Annotated in this window: 19 protein-coding genes; 11 read left to right on the top strand and 8 right to left on the bottom strand. The window is 61.4% G+C overall.

Going from position 1 to position 19,514, the window contains the following annotated elements; translation table 11 throughout:
• Positions 1 to 3: 3 nt before the first annotated feature.
• A complete protein-coding gene (locus MK208_RS00185) occupies positions 4 to 1,194 on the bottom strand; it encodes a DUF3095 domain-containing protein (RefSeq protein ID WP_294112729.1) in 1,191 nt (396 codons plus the stop codon).
• Between the two features lie 184 nt (positions 1,195 to 1,378).
• On the opposite strand from MK208_RS00185, the gene MK208_RS00180 reads away from it, so the two are divergent.
• The 7 genes from MK208_RS00180 (at position 1,379) to speB (ending at position 9,525) form a co-directional block, all read left to right on the top strand.
• A complete protein-coding gene (locus MK208_RS00180) occupies positions 1,379 to 2,551 on the top strand; it encodes an MFS transporter (protein WP_294112728.1) in 1,173 nt (390 codons plus the stop codon).
• Positions 2,552 to 2,682: 131 nt separating this feature from the next.
• Positions 2,683 to 3,705 (top strand): aspartate-semialdehyde dehydrogenase, encoded by a 1,023-nt coding sequence (locus tag MK208_RS00175; RefSeq protein ID WP_294112727.1) that lies wholly within the window; start codon positions 2,683 to 2,685, stop codon positions 3,703 to 3,705.
• A 172-nt stretch (positions 3,706 to 3,877) separates the two neighbouring features.
• Positions 3,878 to 5,515, top strand: a complete 1,638-nt coding sequence (locus MK208_RS00170) for a mucoidy inhibitor MuiA family protein (RefSeq protein ID WP_294112726.1) — start codon at positions 3,878 to 3,880, stop codon at positions 5,513 to 5,515.
• Between the two features lie 352 nt (positions 5,516 to 5,867).
• A complete protein-coding gene (locus tag MK208_RS00165) occupies positions 5,868 to 6,224 on the top strand; it encodes a hypothetical protein (RefSeq protein ID WP_294112725.1) in 357 nt (118 codons plus the stop codon).
• An 84-nt stretch (positions 6,225 to 6,308) separates the two neighbouring features.
• Positions 6,309 to 7,700, top strand: coding sequence for a leucyl aminopeptidase family protein (locus MK208_RS00160; RefSeq protein ID WP_294112723.1), 1,392 nt, complete (start codon positions 6,309 to 6,311; stop codon positions 7,698 to 7,700).
• Complete coding sequence (locus MK208_RS00155) at positions 7,700 to 8,563, top strand: NlpC/P60 family protein (protein ID WP_294112721.1); 864 nt, start codon at positions 7,700 to 7,702, stop codon at positions 8,561 to 8,563. The genes MK208_RS00160 and MK208_RS00155 overlap by 1 nt, the downstream gene beginning before the upstream one ends.
• Complete coding sequence (gene speB / locus MK208_RS00150; protein ID WP_294112719.1) at positions 8,560 to 9,525, top strand: agmatinase; 966 nt, start codon at positions 8,560 to 8,562, stop codon at positions 9,523 to 9,525. The genes MK208_RS00155 and speB overlap by 4 nt, the downstream gene beginning before the upstream one ends.
• A gap of 80 nt (positions 9,526 to 9,605) precedes the next feature.
• Here speB and MK208_RS00145 read toward each other — a convergent pair whose 3' ends face one another.
• The 4 genes from MK208_RS00145 to MK208_RS00130 all read right to left on the bottom strand — a co-directional run bounded on the left by MK208_RS00145 (position 9,606) and on the right by MK208_RS00130 (position 13,316).
• Complete coding sequence (locus tag MK208_RS00145; protein WP_294112717.1) at positions 9,606 to 10,457, bottom strand: GNAT family N-acetyltransferase; 852 nt, start codon at positions 10,455 to 10,457, stop codon at positions 9,606 to 9,608.
• Positions 10,458 to 10,461: 4 nt separating this feature from the next.
• A complete protein-coding gene (locus MK208_RS00140; protein WP_168591579.1) occupies positions 10,462 to 10,809 on the bottom strand; it encodes a DUF2794 domain-containing protein in 348 nt (115 codons plus the stop codon).
• 275 nt (positions 10,810 to 11,084) lie between these two features.
• Positions 11,085 to 11,576: an NUDIX domain-containing protein gene (locus tag MK208_RS00135; RefSeq protein ID WP_294112713.1), complete on the bottom strand. Its 492-nt coding sequence runs from the start codon at positions 11,574 to 11,576 to the stop codon at positions 11,085 to 11,087.
• A gap of 66 nt (positions 11,577 to 11,642) precedes the next feature.
• On the bottom strand, positions 11,643 to 13,316 hold the full coding sequence (locus tag MK208_RS00130) for a DUF6504 family protein (protein ID WP_294112711.1): 1,674 nt from the start codon (positions 13,314 to 13,316) through the stop codon (positions 11,643 to 11,645).
• 114 nt (positions 13,317 to 13,430) lie between these two features.
• Between MK208_RS00130 and MK208_RS00125 the strand changes: the two genes are divergently transcribed.
• Positions 13,431 to 13,868, top strand: a complete 438-nt coding sequence (locus MK208_RS00125; RefSeq protein WP_294112709.1) for a cytochrome c — start codon at positions 13,431 to 13,433, stop codon at positions 13,866 to 13,868.
• A gap of 42 nt (positions 13,869 to 13,910) precedes the next feature.
• On the opposite strand, the gene MK208_RS00120 is transcribed toward MK208_RS00125, so the two are convergent.
• Positions 13,911 to 14,192 (bottom strand): I78 family peptidase inhibitor, encoded by a 282-nt coding sequence (locus MK208_RS00120; RefSeq protein ID WP_294112708.1) that lies wholly within the window; start codon positions 14,190 to 14,192, stop codon positions 13,911 to 13,913.
• A gap of 145 nt (positions 14,193 to 14,337) precedes the next feature.
• On the opposite strand from MK208_RS00120, the gene MK208_RS00115 reads away from it, so the two are divergent.
• Positions 14,338 to 15,471: an S-(hydroxymethyl)glutathione dehydrogenase/class III alcohol dehydrogenase gene (locus MK208_RS00115; RefSeq protein ID WP_294113251.1), complete on the top strand. Its 1,134-nt coding sequence runs from the start codon at positions 14,338 to 14,340 to the stop codon at positions 15,469 to 15,471.
• Between the two features lie 30 nt (positions 15,472 to 15,501).
• Here the strand turns inward: MK208_RS00115 and MK208_RS00110 are convergent, their stop codons facing one another.
• Positions 15,502 to 16,236 (bottom strand): vWA domain-containing protein, encoded by a 735-nt coding sequence (locus tag MK208_RS00110; RefSeq protein ID WP_294112707.1) that lies wholly within the window; start codon positions 16,234 to 16,236, stop codon positions 15,502 to 15,504.
• A gap of 163 nt (positions 16,237 to 16,399) precedes the next feature.
• Between MK208_RS00110 and MK208_RS00105 the strand changes: the two genes are divergently transcribed.
• Entirely contained in the window at positions 16,400 to 17,512 is a 1,113-nt protein-coding gene (locus MK208_RS00105) for a hypothetical protein (protein WP_294112705.1), read from the top strand.
• A gap of 5 nt (positions 17,513 to 17,517) precedes the next feature.
• On the opposite strand, the gene MK208_RS00100 is transcribed toward MK208_RS00105, so the two are convergent.
• Complete coding sequence (locus MK208_RS00100; RefSeq protein WP_294112703.1) at positions 17,518 to 17,967, bottom strand: winged helix DNA-binding protein; 450 nt, start codon at positions 17,965 to 17,967, stop codon at positions 17,518 to 17,520.
• Positions 17,968 to 18,030: 63 nt separating this feature from the next.
• On the opposite strand from MK208_RS00100, the gene MK208_RS00095 reads away from it, so the two are divergent.
• Positions 18,031 to 19,506, top strand: coding sequence for a multicopper oxidase domain-containing protein (locus tag MK208_RS00095; RefSeq protein ID WP_294112702.1), 1,476 nt, complete (start codon positions 18,031 to 18,033; stop codon positions 19,504 to 19,506).
• Positions 19,507 to 19,514: the final 8 nt, after the last annotated feature.

Below are 19,514 nucleotides of genomic sequence, written 5' to 3'. Positions count from 1 at the left end.
CGATCAGGCGGCCTGCGCGCGCAAGTTGCGGGCCGCCAGCGCATAGCCACCTGACGCGCCATCGACAAAATGCATATGCGACCGCTCCACGGGCGAGGGCACGATGCACGTCATCATCGCGGCATCCTGCACATGCACCCCATACCGGATCACGCCGCGCGCATGGGCTTTCTGCAAGATCGCCTCGATTTGCACCTGCGTGTCCGCGCCACAATCCAGCGTCATTTTTAAGCCGTCATCGAACTTCTGATAGTCGGTGTTGCGCGCCACATCGACCTTGTAATCCACCGGATCAAACCGCCCCAGACGTATTTCTGAGCGCAGCAAGGCCCAGGCAAACGCACTGCCCAAAAGCAGCTTGGCCTTGCGCCACCACATGGCTCCTTTGGGGACAACCCGCGCCTCCAACTCCAGGCCCGGCGGTGGAAACTGCGCCCTAGGCCCCAATGGCGGCACCGGATGCCCTTGGCGTTTCGCCTTGTCTGCCACCGAAATCACGTCCCGCGCCACCTGCGCAAAATCGGCCTCACGCGCCCCCGCCTGCGGCACGATCACCAAAGACAGGATTGCCCCCTGCGTGGCTTCGATATTGGCCCAGCGACAACTTAGCCCCGTCAAATCCGGCCCCTCAGTAACTGTGCTGACGGGTAAGGAGACTTCGCCAGCCTTCATACGCGCCTCAAGCCAGGCCATCCCACCACCAGAGAAGCTTGCATAATCGACGCCATCCGAAGGCGCATACCGCGCCACGCGCACATCGTGCCCCGCCCCGCGCACTTCGGCCACGGTTGCTGTCGCCACGCGCAGCTGCAACCCATACTCCGCCTGCGCCCAACGCCGCACCGCATCCAGCGCGGCCTCAGCATCGTCGCGCTGTTCCGGCCAAACAGCAAACTGCGCCCCGTCTCCGCCAAACACATAAGGCAATGCCTGCATCTGCGCCGCATTGAGTTGTGCCGAGATCACCGCCGCACCCACCAGGTTCACAGCCTTATATCGCCCCTTCGCAATTTCCTCGGTGGAGCCAACGATATCAGCCACCCCGACAATCCATTCATCTGGCAAGCGCACATAGCGCATAGGTTCAGCCAAGCGATCAAACTCGGTGATGCGCGCAATGTTCTCGTAAAACGCCGGACCAGACATCAGGTCGGTGTGAGGTGGAATGACGTGGGGCAAGTAATGAAGGCTCATGGCTAAACGGTCCAAAACCGGTGGCGGAATACCTGATATACGTGCGCCATCCGCAAAAGATCAGGATGTTTCATGCAGCTCACAGAGTTGTGGGCAACGGTGTTCAGCCGCCAGCAAAAATCACCTCTTGCCTTCGCCGAAGACATACTATCCTGTCGCCTTTGGAAATGGGGAGGTAGTTAACATGCGCATCGATTTGGTTCTCTTGTGTCTGGCCTATGTGCTGAGCCAGTTTTTCCGGGCCTTCCTTGCCGTGCTCACCCAAGTGCTGGAGACAGATGTCGGTGCGACGCCCGCCGATCTGGCGTTTGCCAGCGGCCTCTGGTTCCTGGTTTTTGCCGCCATGCAAATCCCGGTTGGTGCAGCGTTGGATCGCGTCGGACCACGTCGCACCTCCGCGGTGTTGTTGTTGATTGGAGGCGGTGGCGGCTCCGCCCTCTTCGCCATGGCCACAACACCGCTGCACATCACCGTCGCCATGGGACTGATTGGTGTCGGCTGCGCCCCGGTACTGATGGCCAGCTACTTCATCTTCGCCCGCATGTACGCTCCAGCTCGCTTTGCCACATTGGCCGCCCTGATGTTGGGTTTTGGCTCTGTCGGCAACCTGATCGCCGCCTACCCGACCGCCTGGGCCGCCGAAACCATCGGCTGGCGCGCCACGCTCTGGGTCCTCGCCGCAATCAGTTCCAGCATCGCTGTTGGCCTCTGGGCGCTAGTGCAAGATCCCCCCAAAGCCAACGGCACCGAAAAAGGCTCCGTGCTAGACCTTCTGAAAATCCCGGCGCTTTGGCTGCTCTTCCCGCTGATGTTTGTAAACTACATGCCCGCCGCAGGCATCCGGGGCCTCTGGATCGGCCCCTACCTGTCCGACGTCTTCACACTCACCACCAGCGAAATTGGCCAGGCCACACTGGTCATGGGCGTGGCCATGATCTGTGGCACTTTCTGTTATGGCCCCGCCGATCGCATCTTTGGCACCCGCAAATGGGTCATCATCTGCGGCAGCGTCATCGGCGCCACCGCCCTCACAGGCCTTGCCGTGTTCACAGACACAAGCGCCTTCCGCTCGATCCTGTTGATGTCCGTCGTTGGCTTCTGTGGCGCCGCCTTCCCAGTCCTGATCGCCCACGCCCGCAGCTTCTTCCCAGCCCATCTGACGGGGCGCGGCGTGACCCTGATGAACCTCTTTGGCATCGGCGGTGTCGGGGTCATGCAGTTTGGCTCCGGCAAATTGCACAACGCCATCGCCCCCACCGATTCCCTGTTGGCCTATCAGGCGCTCTTTGGCCTCATGGCACTCTGTGTCTTTGCCGGCGCGCTGATCTACTGCTTCTCCCAAGACCGGATGGATTGATCAAAATCCACGCCTTTTCAGCATTCATCGCAAACCGGAATGACCCCCTTCAGCAATTTCCGGCCACCCACCCCTTTTTTCTTGAGGAAAACAAGGCTAAGAGAGCGCGTCGTTAGAAATGGAGACCTCAGATGGGTTATCGCATCGTCGTCGCTGGTGCCACAGGCAACGTGGGCCGCGAAATGCTGAACATTCTGGAGGAACGTCAGTTCCCAGTGGATGAGATTGCTGTTTTGGCAAGCCGCCGCAGCCAGGGCACCGAGGTCACCTTCGCCGACAAAACCCTGAAGATTCAGGACATTGAACAATTCGACTTCGCAGGTTGGGACATGGCGCTCTTCGCCATCGGCTCTGAAGCCACCAAGAAGTTCGCCCCCATCGCAGCGGCGGCCAATTGTGTCGTGATCGACAACAGCTCGCTCTATCGCTACGACCCCGACGTGCCGCTGATCGTGCCAGAGTGCAACGCTGACGCGATCCACGGCTACTCCAAGAAAAACATCATCGCCAACCCGAACTGCTCCACCGCGCAGATGGTTGTGGCGCTGAAGCCGCTGCATGACCGCGCCAAAATCAAGCGCGTTGTCGTGTCCACCTACCAGTCCGTGTCCGGCTCCGGCAAAGACGCAATGGACGAGCTCTGGGATCAGACTAAAGCGGTCTATAACCCAACCTCTGATGTGCCGCCAAAAGTCTACACCAAAGAGATCGCGTTCAACGTGATCCCGCACATCGACGTGTTCATGGAAGACGGCTCCACCAAAGAAGAGTGGAAGATGGTTGCCGAGACCAAGAAGATCGTCGATCCGGCGATCAAAGTCACCGCCACCTGCGTGCGCGTGCCTGTGTTTGTCGGCCACTCCGAGTCGATCAACATCGAATTCGAAGAGTTCCTGGACGAAGACGAAGCCCGTGACATCCTGCGCGAAAGCCCAGGCATCATGGTGATCGACAAGCGCGAAGACGGCGGTTACGTGACTCCCAAAGAATGTGTGGGCGACTTCGCCACCTTCATCTCCCGCATCCGTCAGGACAGCACATTGGACAACGGCCTGAACCTCTGGTGCGTGTCCGACAACCTGCGCAAAGGCGCGGCACTGAACGCAGTCCAGATTGCGGAGACCCTGGGCCGCGAAGTGCTCAAGAAGGGCTAAGCCCTTTCACATGACGAATTTCAAAGGGCGTCCTTACAGGCGCCCTTTTTCATGCCCGACGTCTTACGCATGTCCGGCAACTCCCCGCCCAACGACCAAACATACGCAAAGCTGACTTGCCTCCGCGCGCCCCGCGTGTTCGTCTTTCATCAAACAAAACCACAGGTGATTGATGAAACACGCGATTTTAGCCACTGCCCTTGTCCCGCTGGCCACACCGCTTTGGGCCGACGACATCCGCCTCAACGCCCCGGTCACCGCGGCCACGCTTTATTCCGAAGGCGCCACCCTCACGCGCGCGGTACCTTTTAGTGCCCCCGCTGGCACCCACGATCTGCTGATCACCAACCTGCCCGAAAGCCTTGACCCGATGTCCGTCCGTGTGGCCCTCGATGGGGCCCAGCTTGGCGCTGTGACCGTGCGCCACGAGCGGGTGTACCCGCACCAGCAAGAAGACAGCCCCGAGCTCGCGGCGGCAAAATCCGAGCTCGAATTGCTCGAAAACGACTGGCAGGAAGCCAGCGACAGCCACGCCGACGTGATGATGACCGCCGAGGTCGCCCGCGCGCGCCTCGCCTATCTATCCACCCTGCAAGGCCCCTCGGAAACCGCCGCCTCACCGGATGTGCTGAAAGAAACCATGGCGTTGATTGGCCGCGAAACCCTCGCTGCCCACCGCGATATTGCCTCGGCAGAACGCGAAGCGCGTCAGTATGAAAAACAACTCGAAGAGCTGCGCCAACCGCTGGAGGACGCCCGCCAATTGGTCGGGGCGCTGACCCCCACCGAGAGCGACAATGCCATGCTGGCGATCTCGATCGCGACCGAGGCCGCCACCGAAGGCACTCTCACGCTCACCCACCTCACACAGTTCGCCCGCTGGTTGCCCGCCTATGACGTACACCTCAACAACACCGACACGCCGCAACTCAGCATCGAACGCGGCGCTTTTGTGAGCCAGTTCACCGACGAGGACTGGACCGACGTTGCTATTACCCTCTCCACCAGCCGCCCGGATGGGCAATCCGAACCCAGCGGTCTGTCCCCCTGGCGCCGCCATATCGAAAAAGAACAGCCCGCCCTCGCCAAAACCAACGCGGGCCGCCTCGCCGAGATGGATCTGCGCGAGTCGGCCGCGCCTATGGCGGAGCCCGTACTGATCGCGGAGGAAGCCTCTTACAGCTTTGGTGACGGCATCAACGCCACATACGCCTACCCAACGCCAGTTTCTGTGTCGTCCGCCTCCGACGCCCTGCACCTGGCGCTGGGAACCTTGGACCTGACGCCCGAAACCTACGCTTTTGCCAACCCGATGCGTGACGAGACCGCCTTCCTCATGGCCGAAGCCACTAACGACGGTGGCGAGTTGATCCTGCCCAGCTTTGAGGCCAACTTTTTCCTCAACGGCACCTACATTGGCCAACAGGAAATGCCCCTGATAGCGGAGGGCGACGACATCGACTTCTCCTTTGGCCCGATCAACGGCCTGCGCCTGAGCAACAAGGTCACCAACAAGGTCACCGGCGACAAAGGTGTGCTGACCACCCGCAACGAGCAGAGCGAAACCCGTGTGCTGACCGCCGAGAACCTCACCGGCCGCGCTTGGGACCTGCGCCTGTTAGGCCGCGTGCCCTATAGCGAGCAACAGGATCTCGAGATCACCCATCAGGCCACGCCTGCGCCGACAGAAACCAACTACGAAGACCAACGCGGTATTCTTATGTGGCAACGAGAATTGGCTGTTGGCGAAAGCTTTGATGTGAAGCTGTCCCACACCTTGCAATGGCCTTCGGAAATGGTCCTGCGCTAACAAATTTCGGAAACACCCTGTTTCCAAAGGCACCCACCCCAAGCGCCGCGACAGTCCCCACTGGCGCGGCGCTTTCTCGTTCCCATCGCCAAACACCGCCCCCTGCAGGTCTCAAAAAACACCTTTAAAACAACGAAAATGCGACACCACCGCCCTCATCTCAGAGGCGAACCAGGCACATCCACGAATCTCCTAACCCTAAGCAATTGAACGCTATTTAGCTGTAATTCTACGGATTTTAGACCGCCCTAGAAACCATTTGAGAAGGTTTGGCGGTCATTGATGTGTCTAACCGTTTGGGTGAAACGGACAAAACTTAGGGTGAGACATGTCACAAGTGGCAAAGCTAATAATGAGCGAACAGGCCGTCGTCGATCAGGACGAATTGGCCCGCGTCTTTATACGAATGAATCCGGATGAGGCCGAAGAGACCTTTCTGGGGTTGGTCAAATCGCTGACCGATCATCTGGCGATGGGCGAGCACCATCTGAACGCCAGCAACCTGTCGGAACTGGCGGACACCATGTCCCTGGTCGAACTGATCGCCGGTCGCCTCTGCATGACCGCGCTATCACAGGTTGCCGGTGATGTGGTGGCTTGCTGTGATCGCGGCGACCACGTGGCCCTTTCGGCCACACATGCCCGCCTAATCCGCGTTGGGGAAGGCGCTTTGCGTGAAATCTGGGATCTGAAGCGCACCTACATCTGATCGGTGCGCCAATCCGCTTGCAGGGGGCGCACCAACCGTTAGGCTGGAGATCAAACAGCTTACGTCCGGTCAGAAAGGTGCGCCATGTCCCTCACATTTGCTTCCGCCGAAGGCGGCCCGTCCATCCCATTGCATGTGGTGGACAGCGACAGCTATGAGGCCTGGCGTGACGCCCAAACCCAATCCGCCCGCACCTTCCTGATCGCCACCGGTTTCAAGCCCGCCATCGGCAAATCCATTCTGATCCCGGATGCCTCCGGCGCGCCGGTGATGGCTGTCGCAGGCTTCGGCACGCCGCAAACCCGCGCCCGGGGCCGCTTTGCCCTGGCCGCCGCCGCTGCCACTCTGCCCGCAGGCACCTACGCGCTGGTTGGCGCCCTGCCCGCTGGCGATCTGGAAACCGAGGCCCTCGGCTGGCTGCTCGCGCAATATGCCTTTGACCGCTACGCCAAATCCTCTGGCGCCACCGCCCAACTGATCTGCCCGCCCGGCGTGGACGCCGCCAAAGTAGAGGCCATTGCCGCGGGAGAGGCCCTCACCCGCGATCTGATCAACACACCCGCCTCTGACATGGGCCCGCAAGAGCTCGAAGACGCCACCCGTGCCTTGGCCCTGAACTACGGCGCAATCTGCACCGTGACCAAAGGCACTGCGCTTCTGGAACAGAACTTCCCGATGATCCACGCAGTGGGCCGTGCCGCCGCCGAGCACCGCGCCCCGCGCCTGATCGACATGCGCTGGGGCAGCGAAGGCCCCACGCTCACACTGGTGGGCAAAGGTGTCTGTTTCGACACCGGCGGGTTGAACCTCAAACCCGGCGGCTCCATGGCGCTGATGAAGAAAGACATGGGCGGCTCCGCCACCGTGCTGGGCCTCGCTCAAATGATCATGGCGCTCAATCTACCGCTGCAACTGCGCGTCCTGATCCCTGCGGTGGAAAACGCGGTTTCCGGCGACAGCTTCCGCCCCGGCGACATCCTCACCGCCCGCAATGGCCTCTCCGTGGAAATCAACAACACCGACGCCGAGGGCCGCCTTGTGCTGGCCGACGCATTGGCCCTGGGGTCAGAAGACACCCCCGATATGATCCTCTCCATGGCAACCCTCACCGGCGCCGCCCGTGTCGCGGTCGGTCCCGACCTCTCGCCCTACTACACCGATGATACTGGCTTTGTCTCCGCACTGGAAACTGCCGCCACCGAGGTCTCAGACCCGGTTTGGCGCATGCCGTTCTGGGAACCTTATGAGAAGATGATCGAACCCGGCATCGCTGATCTGGACAACGCCCCCTCTGGCGGCTTTGCGGGCTCCATCACCGCCGCACTCTTCCTGCGCCGCTTTGCCAAAGACCAACGCTACGCCCATTTTGACATCTACGGCTGGAACCCAACCCCGTCGCCAGCTCGCCCGAAAGGCGGCGTTGGCATGGGCGCCCGCGCCATCCTCGCGGCCCTGCCCGAGGTTCTGTCACTCTGATGGATAAGCGTCTGACCCCCAGCACCGGCAAAGTCGCCGCCGCCTTCCTGCGCGGCCAAGTCACCGCCGACCGCTTTGTTGAGCCCACCCCCTACCGCGTCGCCATGGTGGTCACCGACCTGCTCTCCGGCCCGCAAGGCACCCGCGAACGCCAGCTCCTGCGCGGCGAAGTTGTCAATGTGGTGCACACACAAAACGGCATGGCCTTTGGCTATGCCGAGAAAGATGGCTACGTCGGCTGGGTCGACATCGGCGACCTTCTCAGCCACCCAAAACAGACACCCACCCACAGCATCGCCGCCGCCCGCAGCTACGCCAAAACCACCCCAGGCCTGAAAACCATGGGTCATGTCACCCCGCTATCGTTCGGCACTCGCCTTGTGGTGCTCTCGCAAGAGGACAACTGGGCCCGTATCGCCTGGGACGGCGGCCAGGTCACCCGCGACCTCTATGTCCCCAGCCAGCACCTTGCACCCATCGATCACGTCGAAAGCGACGCCGCCACGGTTGCCGAACGCCTGATCGGAGCGCCCTACCTTTGGGGCGGCAATTCTTCTTTTGGCATCGACTGTTCCGGCCTTGTGCAAGCGGCACTCTTGGCTACAGGCACCCCCTGCCCCGGCGACAGCGACCTGCAAGAGGCCGCCTTTCCAGATGCAACCGGCCCCTACCAGCGCGGCGACCTGCTGTTCTGGAAAGGCCATGTCGCCATGGTCACCGATCCCAACACAATGATCCACGCCAACGCGCATCACATGGCCGTGGCGTATGAGCCCATCGCCGCAGCCATCACTCGTATTGAGGCCCAAGGCGACGGTCCGGTCACCTCCCACAAACGACCCATCTTAGGAGCCTCCACATGAGCAGCGGTTTCTTCCAACCCGTGTCTGGCATGGACCTGCCCCGCTTTGCTGGCGTGCCCTCTTTCATGCGCCTACCCGTCATGGATCTGGACCATGACCGCATCGCCGATGTGGATGTTGGCCTGATCGGCGTACCCTGGGACAGCGGCACCACCAACCGCCCGGGCCCGCGCCATGGCCCGCGCCAACTGCGCGACGCCTCCACCATGATCCGCGCCCAAAATGGCGCCACCGGCGTACGCCCCTTTGATCTGATCAACTGCGCCGACCTTGGTGATGTGGGCCCCAACCCCGCTGACATCCACGACAGCATGGAGCGCATCACCGCCTTCTATGACGACGTTCTGGCGCAAAACATCACGCCCCTCACCGCAGGCGGCGACCACCTCACTTCTCTGCCGATCCTGCGCTCCCTCGCGAAGGACAGCCCCGTCGGCATGGTGCATTTTGACAGCCACACAGACCTCTACCACAGCTATTTTGGCGGCACGATGTACACCCACGGCACACCTTTCCGCCGCGCGGTGGAGGAAGGCCTGCTTGATCCCAAGCGTTTCGTGCAAATTGGCATCCGCGGCAGCACCTACGATGACGAGGACACGGATTTTGCCAAATCCGTCGGCATCCGCGTGATCCGCATCGAAGAGTTTTTCGCGAGAGGACTTGAAGACGTCATGGCCGAGGCCCGCGAGATTGTGGGCGCAGAGCCCACTTACGTCAGCTACGACATCGACTTTGTGGACCCCACCTTCGCGCCGGGCACCGGCACACCCGAAGTTGGCGGCCCCAACAGCTTCCAAGCCCTGGAAGTGGTGCGCCACCTAAACGGCCTCAACATCATTGGCGCCGACATGGTCGAGGTCTCTCCCCCGTTTGACAGCTCCGGCGGCACCGCCTTCCTGGGTGTTTCGGTGATGTTTGAACTGCTCTGCGTGATGGCCACCCACCTCTCACCAGAGTGACCCCACATTCTCAGTCCCCAAATATCCCGGGGATGAATTGGCAAAGCCAAGAAGGGGCTGGCCCCTTCCCTTGCGCTGCGTCAGCCCAGCTCCAGCGTGCTCACGGCAAAATATCCGCCTGACGCGTCGCCAACCGGCACCGACGCGCCGCGATACATCCGCGCGGTGGCAAACCCCGGCGTCAGGTTCAGCGACTGACACAGCGCCTTCAACGACGCCGAGGTGTCTGGCACATCCAGCGTCACCGGGCCGCCCATCGTCGCGGCCACATGCGCAATCAACGCCTGAGCGTGCTCTTCGCCCTGCGCCCAAAGCGGGCCAATCTTTACACCCTCACGACAGCGCCGTGCGGTGCAAAATCCTGCAACTCCATTCGCAACCTGCATGATCCAGGTCTGACGGCTCTCCACTGGTGCAAACCACGCAGCAAGATACGCAGGCTTACGCACACCAGACGCCGCCGCCTCTAGGTCAATCAATGTGGCGACATCCTCCGGCGCCGCCTCTCGGACGCGATCACTCTCCCGCGCGACAACCTCGCCCGTAAACCGCGTCGTGGCGCTGAACAGTTCAAACCCCGAAGCGGCATAATTGTCCTGCTGATCCGGCACACCGTCCAAGCCCACCACACGCGCACCAGCATGTTGGAGCGCATGTTCCCACAGCCCATAACCAATGCCCTGCCCGCGAAACGCAGGCCGCGCGATATACAATCCAAGAAAGGCAAAATTCTCGGTGTGGGTCACCACCGAAATCGCCGCTGCCAACTGGCCATCCACCGTCGCCACAAAGAACCCCTCCGGATCGGCCTGCCAAAACGCGGCCGCATCCTCTAACCCAGGGTTCCAGCCCTCTTCGGCCGCCCACTCCAGAATGATGGACAGCTCCTTCAACGTTGCCCTGCGAAACTCTGTGGTCTGGCGCAATCCCACCCGCTCACTCCACTGCACGGATCAGCTTTCGCTCCAGCACCCGCAACACAGTTTTCAGGTCGTGCCCACGCTTGAGCACCTGCCCGTCCATGCCAATCACCGCATAAAGCCCTTGCTTGTTACGCAGCTTCGGCCGTTTTTCGATGCGATACAGCGGGTTTTCCGCCGCCCGGCGAAACACCGAAAACACCGCCACTTCCCGCAAGCTGGAAATCCCGTAGTCACGCCACTCGCCTGCAGCGACCATCCGTCCATAAAGCCCCAAAATAACCGACAGTTCGGTGCGATGAAACGCCACCTGCTCAGGCGGCTTCTGGGGCGGGTGCAATCTGCTGGGAGGTTGGGCATTCATACCTTCAGCCTTGCGCCATTCCGCACCAAAAGCAAGCCCAACATACCGCTCCCACGCCGTTAACCACGCCCCATTTTGGTCACAGATTTTTCCGCAAAACGCCTTGGTGCCTTCCTTTTGTCGCCGCAACTGCCCGCCATCTTACCCTCATAGCGAAAACGAAACGCTACCTTCGGCGGCGCGGCACTATTGCCCCCACCCAGTCTGTGCCGCCGAGGGGCACTTTTCTTTTTACCCGCTAGAGCCGCCCCTTTCGGGGCGGTTTTCTTTTGCGCCTAGACCAGTTGAAACTGTCCGGTTTCCTGATAGGCCCACCACAATGCAAAGGTGCGGCGCTCCGGCAGCACAAACCGCGCCATGTCAATTTCCTCAGGCGCAACAAAATCAATCGCCACGGTTTCACGCTGGTCGGGCATCACCGCCTTTTGCGCCAGAAATCCATGCACCAAAAGCGAGACGCTCTGGATTTGATCCCCGTTCGGGTAGGTATGGCTTTCGATCTCTGGATCAGACGACAGACCAAAAACCGTTACATCTCTGATCGTCGCGTTGGCCTCTTCCTTGGCTTCGCGATGCACCACATCGAGTAGGGTCTCCCCAAGCTCCATACTGCCGCCGGGCAGCCCCCAAAGCCCGTCATCCGCCCGCTGGATGATCAAAAACCTTCCCTTGTCATCTTCAATAAGCACCCGACCGCCAACGGCGATGAGCGGCCGACTCCCGACTTGCGCTCGCAATTGTCCCAAATAGCTGTCTTGAAATGTCATATGCCTGTCCCAATACCCGTGGATCACTTGTCAACGCCTTGTGGCCAACCTAGGCCAGTTCGCCGCTCACGCAAAGCTGCCCTGACAAAACCAGCCCGCCGACATTTGCCCACCATGGGCAAAATAGAGCCACAGCCGTTCGCCATTCTTGCAGGTCACCCGCCAGTAATCGCGTACACCGCTGCGCCACTCCGGCTCATCCAGCCACCACTCCGGCGCAATCCGCTCCGGCCCGCGCGCATCCGCCACCGCCATATCGCGCCCGCGCCACCGGAACACCTCCGGCAAGCGCGGCACCTCCGGCGCGTGCACCGGCTCTGGTCGCCACAACAGCAAAGGCCGTTTCAACACGCTCTCTGGCCAGGCCTGCTCCCAGGGCTCTGACCAGGCGGCGTGCAATATCTGCGCGGTTTTCTCTGGGATATGACTGGACGCCGGATGCCGTCGGGTGATCTGTTCCAGCCCCACCCGCGCGCCAATCCGGCCAATCAGATCCTCCAAGGCCTGGCCCTGGCTCAGCCGCTTCTCTGCCGCCTGCCGCGCCTCCAGATGCCCCGCCGTGTGGCGCGCATGCAGCGTTTCCACCCGCACCGCCTCCAGTCGCAGCATATCAATGCCAAAGCCCGCATCGATGTCGGTCAGCTTCATCCGCAACAACGGCCGCACCCGCTCGGGATCATCGGTGGCCCGCGCCAGCCCCACCTCGACGCTCTGCATGGTCTGATCGGTGCGAAACACCTGCAACCGCACGACGCGAAGACCTTTGGACTTTTTCTTCAGCCGCTCACACAGCGGCCCCAACACCTTGTCCACCGCCGCCGCCACATCCTCTTCCAGCCCAATCGGGTCCGGCAGGCTCATGCGCACCGCGTAAAACGTCTCCGGCGGCGCTGGGTTCACCGGCTCCGGCACCGCGCCCAGCGCCTGATCCAGCCGCAACACCAGCCATTTGCCAAACCGCCGCGCCAGCCCCGCCCGCGGCTGCCCGGTCAAATCGCCAATCCGCCGCAGCCCCAGCCGCGCCAGCTCCGCCTGCGTATCGCTATCCAGCCGCAACGCCGCCACCGGCAGCGCCGCCAGCGCACTGTGGGTTTGCCCCGGCGGCGCAATCCGTCCCACGTCCACCTTGCCGCCCGCAGCAGGCGGGGCCGCGCCGCCCCGGGTCCAATGCCGCCGCTTCACCGCCCGCGACCGCGTCGCCGGGGCCTCCTGATCAATGTCATCCCCGCTGCGATGCGTCCCACTGGCAAGCTGCGGCCCTGGCTGCCTCCCAAACCGCGCCAAGGCCCAGGCCGCCCCCAAGGTATCCGCCAGCCCGGCCCGCACCGTCAGCTGCAAATCCGCGCAGTCCTCCCCCACCCGCTCCAACACGCCCTCTTCACCGCCAAACAGATGGGTGCTGCCGGTCACATCCAGCACCAGCGCATCCTCTTCCGTGGCTGCCACCCAGGGTGAGTACTTCCCCGCCCAGCGCGTCAGCACTTTCATAAACCCCTGCTCCGCCTGCACATTCCGCAACCGCGTGATCAAATGTGGACACATCGCCTGCGCATCGCGCAAAGGCTGCCCCAATGTGAGGCCCTCCCGCTCCGCCTGCTCCGACAACGAGCAAATCACCTGCATCTGTCCCGTATCCCGCAGCACCGCCAAAGGTGCATCAAAGGTGCCCCGCTCCATACGGATCAGGCGCTCGGCCCCCAAACGCGGGAACCACAGGGAAAGAATGCGACGGTTCGGCATAGGCAGCACACGGAACAGAATCGTGATATTTGTTCACTTTATGTTCCCATATTTTCCACTTGATTCCCAGCCCCGCCATGGGCTGCATAGAGGCAGCCAACCAAAGGAGCCAAAATGCGCCGCCACCTTTTGATCGCCGCCGCTTTGTTGATCACCACTTCGGCCCACGCCCACAACGGTGTGAAAGACCCCGAAGTCATGGCCCGCATGATGGCGATGGAAAAAATTGGCGCGGCTTTCAAAACTCTGGTCAGCATGGCGAAACAGGAAGTCCCCCTGCATCAAGCCAAAGCCCGCATGGCGCGCGACACCATTGTGATGGAATCCGGCAAAATCAACGCCTTGTTTGAAAACCCGGCCACCGACCCCAAAACCGAGGCCTTACCAGCAATCTGGGACAACTGGGCGGACTTTTCGGCAAAATCTGACGATCTCACCAAAGCCGCGAAAGCGCTGGATTTCAAAGACCGCGCCGCGCTGGCAAGTACGCTGGGCGGGGTTGGGCTGGCCTGCAAAGCCTGCCACAAGCCCTACCGCCAGAAAAAGAAATAGCCCGACCAAAGGCCGGGCCATGCCATCGCCTAGCTCAGCGGCTTAACCGCAGCTGACTTTCAAAATCTTACCAGCTTCATCATGCACCACGTTCAGACGGTTCTCGTGGAAATCCATGGTGGCTGGCGAGTTCTCGGCCATCACCCGCACCATCTCCGGCACGGTCACGCCCTCAAGCGCACTCTTGTCCTGCCCCACCAGGAACTCAAACGTCGCCGGATCACAGGTGGTGCTGCCTTTTGCTTCCGCCACGTCTTCCCCTTTACACGCTGTCAAAGCCGCCAGCCCTACAAAGCCCGCCGCTGCCAAAACCACAAACCGCATAATCTTACTCCTTGTCGCAAATATACAAATTTGCTTCGTCCCCGCCGTGCCAACCACGAGGGGCCTTCGCTATGTTCCCAATAAGGTTGCAATGATAGAGCGTTTCAACCACGCTCCAAAACAAACTGGGAGGATAGGCAAAATGATGCGCACGAAAGCCGCCGTCGCTTTGGAAGCCGGCAAGCCATTGGAAATCATGGAAGTGAACCTCGAAGGCCCCAAGGCAGGCGAAGTTCTCATTGAAATCAAGGCCACAGGCCTGTGCCACACCGACGAATTCACCCGCTCCGGCGCCGACCCGGAGGGTCTGTTCCCGTCCATTCTGGGCCACGAAGGCGCAGGCGTTGTGGTGGAATGTGGCGAAGGCGTCACCACGCTCAAGCCGGGTGATCACGTGATCCCGCTCTACACGCCAGAATGCCGCGAATGCCATTCCTGCCTATCCGGTAAAACCAACCTCTGCACCGCCATCCGTGGCACGCAAGGTCAGGGACTGATGCCCGACGGCACCACCCGTTTCTCCATGCTCGATGGCACGCCGATCTACCACTACATGGGCTGCTCGACCTTTGCGAACCACACGGTGATGCCGGAAATCGCGCTCGCAAAAGTGCGCGAAGACGCGCCCTTTGACAAAATCTGCTACATCGGCTGCGGTGTCACCACCGGCATCGGCGCGGTGATCAACACCGCTGGCGTGGAGATCGGCTCCTCTGCGGCGGTCTTCGGCCTCGGCGGCATTGGCCTCAACGTCATCCAGGGCCTGCGCATGGCCGGTGCCGACACCATCATCGGCGTCGACCTTAACGACGACAAAGCCGAGATGGCCAAGAAGTTTGGCATGACCCACTTTGTGAACCCCTCAAAACTGGGCGAGCAATCCGTCGTGGATGCCATCGTCGAGATCACCAAAACCGAAAAAGACCAGTTCGGCGGCGTGGACTACTCCTTTGACGCCACCGGCAACGTGCAGGTCATGCGTGACGCCCTGGAATGCTCCCACCGCGGTTGGGGCGTCAGCGTTATCATCGGCGTGGCCCCTGCCGGCGCCGAAATCTCCACCCGCCCGTTCCAGTTGGTCACCGGTCGCGTCTGGAAAGGCACGGCGTTCGGCGGTGCCAAGGGCCGCACCGACGTGCCCAAGTTTGTCGATTGGTACATGGACGGCAAAATCGAGATCGACCCGATGATCACCCACAAGCTGACCTTGGACGAAATCAACCACGGCTTTGACCTGATGCACGAAGGCAAATCCATTCGCGCGGTGGTGGAATACTGATCACCCGACAAAAGTCTTAAGAAACGCGCCTCACACGGGGCGCGTTTTCACTTGGTCAAACGGTCTGCCTATCACCGGACACCCCAACGTGCGCTGCAACGCGGCCACCAGCTCATCCACCGTTTCCGTGGTCACAAACAGGCCGCCAGTCTCATCCGCCAGACACCGCGCCACGGTGGTGTCAGTCAACGGATCTTGCTCCGGGTTGTTCCAGGCAAAGAAATCTACCTCGGCCCGGAAGCCAATCACATGCACCACCAAATCCCGTGCCGTTGCTCGAAACGCCTGTGCCATCTCACAAGGCCGCCCGCCACAGGTTTCATTGCCATCGGTCACCAGCACCACAACGCCGGGGCTGTTGCGGTAGTCCATCGCCTCTGCCGCCTGCTGCACCGCCGCTGTCAACGGCGTCAGCCCATCCGGTTGCAACCCATCAATCGCTGCAATCACCGGCTCGGCTGCGTTCTCAACCGGCCGAAATCGCAGATCCACATTTGCACAAGCCCCGCCCGCGCCGGGCCCATAAGTCATCAACCCAACCCGACGATAAGGCGCTATGTCCGGCATCGCCCGGCGGATCGCCTGCCGCGCCTCGACAATGCGGGTGTTGGGGCCGGTCTCAAAACTGATTTCCGCCATGGAGGTGGAGCCGTCAAACACCAGCATCGCGTCCGTCGCGCAGCTTCCTACCTGCGCCGAAGGAGCATAGGGGCCGCTCATCATCGCGACGGTTGCCGCCACTGTCAGTGCCAAAACCTGTTTCATGATGCCAGTCTGGCACCTCACCTGCCAAGCTGTCCAACGCGACCACGCTTTCTCCCCACAAGCGCGGTCACATTTCCGTCAATGACCCCTTCGACACACAGGGTATTCCAAAATATTCCACATCAGATTACCATACCGCCATACCAGTTACCCCAGGATACCCATGACCACCGACCACCACATCCCGCGCCCCTTAGAAGCCGAGCAAGTCGCCAGCCTGCTGAACCCCGATCCCTTGGTAGGCGAAAGCGCTGGGCTGTTCCTCGCAGCCCCACGGCGCACGGGCAAAAGCACCTTCCTACGCCGCGACCTCGCCCCGCTTCTGGAGCAGCAGGGCAAATGCGTGCTCTACGTGGACCTCTGGGCCGACCGCAGCTCTGATCCGGCCAAGCTGATCACTGCCTGCCTCGCCAAGGCGCTCAAGGACAACGACAGCTTGATCGCCAAATTACACCGCAATGTGCCCTTCACCTCCGTCGGCGCGCTGGGCTTTAGCGTGAACCTGAAGTCGGCGGGCCAATGGGAAGGCACCATCCCCGATGCGCTCCTACTGCTCTGTGAGGCCACGCAAAAAGACGTGGTGTTGATCATCGACGAGGCCCAGCAAAGCCTCGCCACTGAGGCGGGCAAAAACGCCATGTTCGCCCTCAAAGCCGCCCGCGACGCGGTGAATCAATCCGGCCTGCCCAACCGGCTTTATCTGGTGATGACCGGCTCCCACCGTGACAAACTCGCCGCGCTGATCCACGACCAGCAAGCCCCGTTCTTTGGCGCCCGCGTGCGCGATTTCCCGACATTGGGCAGCAGCTACAGCACCGCGCTCACGCACCGCATCAACGCCCGCCTCGCGCCCGCTGCCCAACTCACCGCCGCCACTGTGGGCGCGGTGTTTGACGACCTCGGCCGCCGTCCGGAAATCCTCACCGACTGCCTGCGCGACTTGATCCTGGAGCCCACCGCTGGCGACGAAGCCCTCCGCACCATCGCCTTGCGCAAAAAACACCAGATGCGCGAAGCCCTGCTGGCCGAAATCAGCACGCTCACCAAGCTACAACAGGCGCTGTTGCGCAAAATGGCCACCGAAGGCATCCGGTTCTCGCCCTACACCGACGCCACACGCCAAGCCCTCGCCGGTCCGGACCGGAAAGCCTACTCCAAAGGCGGCGTGCAAAAGGCGCTGGACGTTCTGCGCGACCGCGGCCTTGTTTGGCGGCCAAGTTTTGGCAACTACTTGCTGGAAAACGCCGACTTGGCCCAGGCACTGCGAGGGGAGTAGCGCGCCTATGGGGGGCTGGCCGCCCCAAGCTGCTTAAGCAAATCGCGCAGCACCTCAGTGTTGTCCGCACCAATCGCCTCTACGCATTGTGCCTCAATATCCCGGATTTGCCGCGCCGCCAAACCGCGCAGCTCCTGACCTTTGTCGGTCACAGACACCACCTTGTCCCGCTTGCTGCCCTCGGCAAGCGTCACCTGCAACACGCCGCGTTCCACCAACCGCGCCACCGCCTGCTGCGCCGCTTGTCGCGACATGCCCAACTCGCGATGCAACGCCGACAGTTTCAACGTCCGCCCCCGCAGCTGCCCAAACACCCGCATGTCAGAGTCTCGGATCGCCGCAAACTCGGTGGCTTGCCGCCCCCGATCCATTTCTGCATTCCACCGCCCCAACACGGTCATCATCAGCCCCTTGATATTGTCGGCAAGGAAGCGGTCATCTTTTTTATCAATCATGGTTGACAAATGGTCTTTCTATTTTCATTTATCAACCATAGTTGATGAATGATGGAGAGTTCAATGAACCGCCGCGACTTTCTCAAAACGTCCGGGGCAACCGCCTTGCTGGCAAGTGCTGGAACAAGCTTCGCACAATCCTCCCTGCGTCCACTCCCATTGATCCCCATGACCGACCTCACCACCGGCATAGAAGGCCGCCTTCCGCTGACACTGGCTGCGGCCACCCATGATTTTGGCAATGCGGCAGCGAGCGCCACCTACGGCATCAACAACAGCTACCTTGGCCCAGTCCTGCGGGTGAAACAGGGTCAAACCCTACCGTTTGACGTGCAAAACAGACTGCACGATGTCACCACATTGCACTGGCACGGCCTGCACATTCCCGGCGACGTGGATGGCGGACCTCATCAGGAAATCGCGCCGGGCGACACTTGGGCGCCGGACGTGCCCATTGTCCAACACGCGTCGATGAACTGGTTTCATTCCCACACCCACGGCAAGACCGCGCAACAAACCTACAAAGGCCTCGCAGGCGTGATGCTGGTCGAAGATGACGCCAGCCTCGCCGCGGATCTGCCCAAAACCTATGGCGTGGATGACTTCACCTTGGTGCTTCAGGACAAGATGTTCGCCGCTGATGGCACGCTCACCTACGACGTCAACGGCGCGGTCTTTGAGGACGGTTTTATTGGCGACACCTTGGTGGTCAACGGCACCATCGCCCCCGTTGCTCAAAACGTGCCCACCGGCCTCGTGCGCCTGCGCATCCTCAACGCTTGCAACGCCCAATTCCTCACGCTCTCGATGCAAACCGGCCCCATGCGTGTCATCGCCTCCGACGGCGGCTTTCTGGCGCGCACTGTGGAGACTGACAGCATCCTTATGTCCCCTGGGGAACGCTATGAGGTGCTCGTCGACCTGCGCACTGCAGAGAGTAACAGCCTGATGGTTGGCCTGGAACCCGAGGAAGGCCTGTTCAATTTCCTCGGCGGGCTGTTTGGCGGCGGAAACACCACCGCAACCGCCCTCACCCTGACGCGCACCTCGGACAAGGGATTTGACGGTGCCTTGCCCGATCAGCTTGCCAATCTGGCCCCGCCAGACCGCAGCCAAGCCTCCGTCACACGCGACTTCTCCTTGGAAATGGCCACCGGTGCCGACCTCGCTGCCTTGGCCGCCAACTGGGGCAATGTCTGCGGCGGCGGCGCAATGGCGATCAACGGCCAGCCAATGAACATGGACCGCATCGACGAAACTGTGCGCAAGGGCGACACAGAAATCTGGCGCATCACCGTAGACGACCAACTGCACCCATTCCACATCCACGGCTGCTCATTCCGCATCCTAACGCAAAACGACGCCCCGCCCCCGGCTTATGCCGCCGGATGGAAAGACATGGTGCACGTCGAAAACGGCGCCTCCGAAGTGCTTGTCAAATTTGACTACGAAGCCCCGGAAGACGCGCCCTACATGTACCATTGCCACATTCTCGAACATGAGGATTGCGGCATGATGGGCCAGTTCACCGTGACATAACCCACGCG

This window comes from Shimia sp., from assembly GCF_022448905.1.
Classification (GTDB): domain Bacteria; phylum Pseudomonadota; class Alphaproteobacteria; order Rhodobacterales; family Rhodobacteraceae; genus Shimia.
The sequence above is the reverse complement of the archived record's forward strand: the minus strand, read 5'-3'. Positions and strand labels throughout refer to the sequence as shown.

Excerpts from the sequence above, each read along its gene's own strand:
- speB (WP_294112719.1), top strand. The coding sequence starts at position 8,560 with ATGAGCAGCGGTTTCTTCCAACCCGTGTCTGGCATGGACCTGCCCCGC.
- MK208_RS00185 (WP_294112729.1), bottom strand. The coding sequence starts at position 1,194 with ATGAGCCTTCATTACTTGCCCCACGTCATTCCACCTCACACCGACCTG.
- MK208_RS00095 (WP_294112702.1), top strand. The coding sequence starts at position 18,031 with ATGAACCGCCGCGACTTTCTCAAAACGTCCGGGGCAACCGCCTTGCTG.
- MK208_RS00155 (WP_294112721.1), top strand. The coding sequence starts at position 7,700 with ATGGATAAGCGTCTGACCCCCAGCACCGGCAAAGTCGCCGCCGCCTTC.
- MK208_RS00130 (WP_294112711.1), bottom strand. The coding sequence starts at position 13,316 with ATGCCGAACCGTCGCATTCTTTCCCTGTGGTTCCCGCGTTTGGGGGCC.
- MK208_RS00120 (WP_294112708.1), bottom strand. The coding sequence starts at position 14,192 with ATGCGGTTTGTGGTTTTGGCAGCGGCGGGCTTTGTAGGGCTGGCGGCT.
- MK208_RS00125 (WP_294112709.1), top strand. The coding sequence starts at position 13,431 with ATGCGCCGCCACCTTTTGATCGCCGCCGCTTTGTTGATCACCACTTCG.
- MK208_RS00180 (WP_294112728.1), top strand. The coding sequence starts at position 1,379 with ATGCGCATCGATTTGGTTCTCTTGTGTCTGGCCTATGTGCTGAGCCAG.
- MK208_RS00115 (WP_294113251.1), top strand. The coding sequence starts at position 14,338 with ATGCGCACGAAAGCCGCCGTCGCTTTGGAAGCCGGCAAGCCATTGGAA.
- MK208_RS00170 (WP_294112726.1), top strand. The coding sequence starts at position 3,878 with ATGAAACACGCGATTTTAGCCACTGCCCTTGTCCCGCTGGCCACACCG.
- MK208_RS00160 (WP_294112723.1), top strand. The coding sequence starts at position 6,309 with ATGTCCCTCACATTTGCTTCCGCCGAAGGCGGCCCGTCCATCCCATTG.
- MK208_RS00140 (WP_168591579.1), bottom strand. The coding sequence starts at position 10,809 with ATGAATGCCCAACCTCCCAGCAGATTGCACCCGCCCCAGAAGCCGCCT.
- MK208_RS00100 (WP_294112703.1), bottom strand. The coding sequence starts at position 17,967 with ATGATTGATAAAAAAGATGACCGCTTCCTTGCCGACAATATCAAGGGG.
- MK208_RS00110 (WP_294112707.1), bottom strand. The coding sequence starts at position 16,236 with ATGAAACAGGTTTTGGCACTGACAGTGGCGGCAACCGTCGCGATGATG.
- MK208_RS00165 (WP_294112725.1), top strand. The coding sequence starts at position 5,868 with ATGAGCGAACAGGCCGTCGTCGATCAGGACGAATTGGCCCGCGTCTTT.
- MK208_RS00175 (WP_294112727.1), top strand. The coding sequence starts at position 2,683 with ATGGGTTATCGCATCGTCGTCGCTGGTGCCACAGGCAACGTGGGCCGC.
- MK208_RS00105 (WP_294112705.1), top strand. The coding sequence starts at position 16,400 with ATGACCACCGACCACCACATCCCGCGCCCCTTAGAAGCCGAGCAAGTC.
- MK208_RS00135 (WP_294112713.1), bottom strand. The coding sequence starts at position 11,576 with ATGACATTTCAAGACAGCTATTTGGGACAATTGCGAGCGCAAGTCGGG.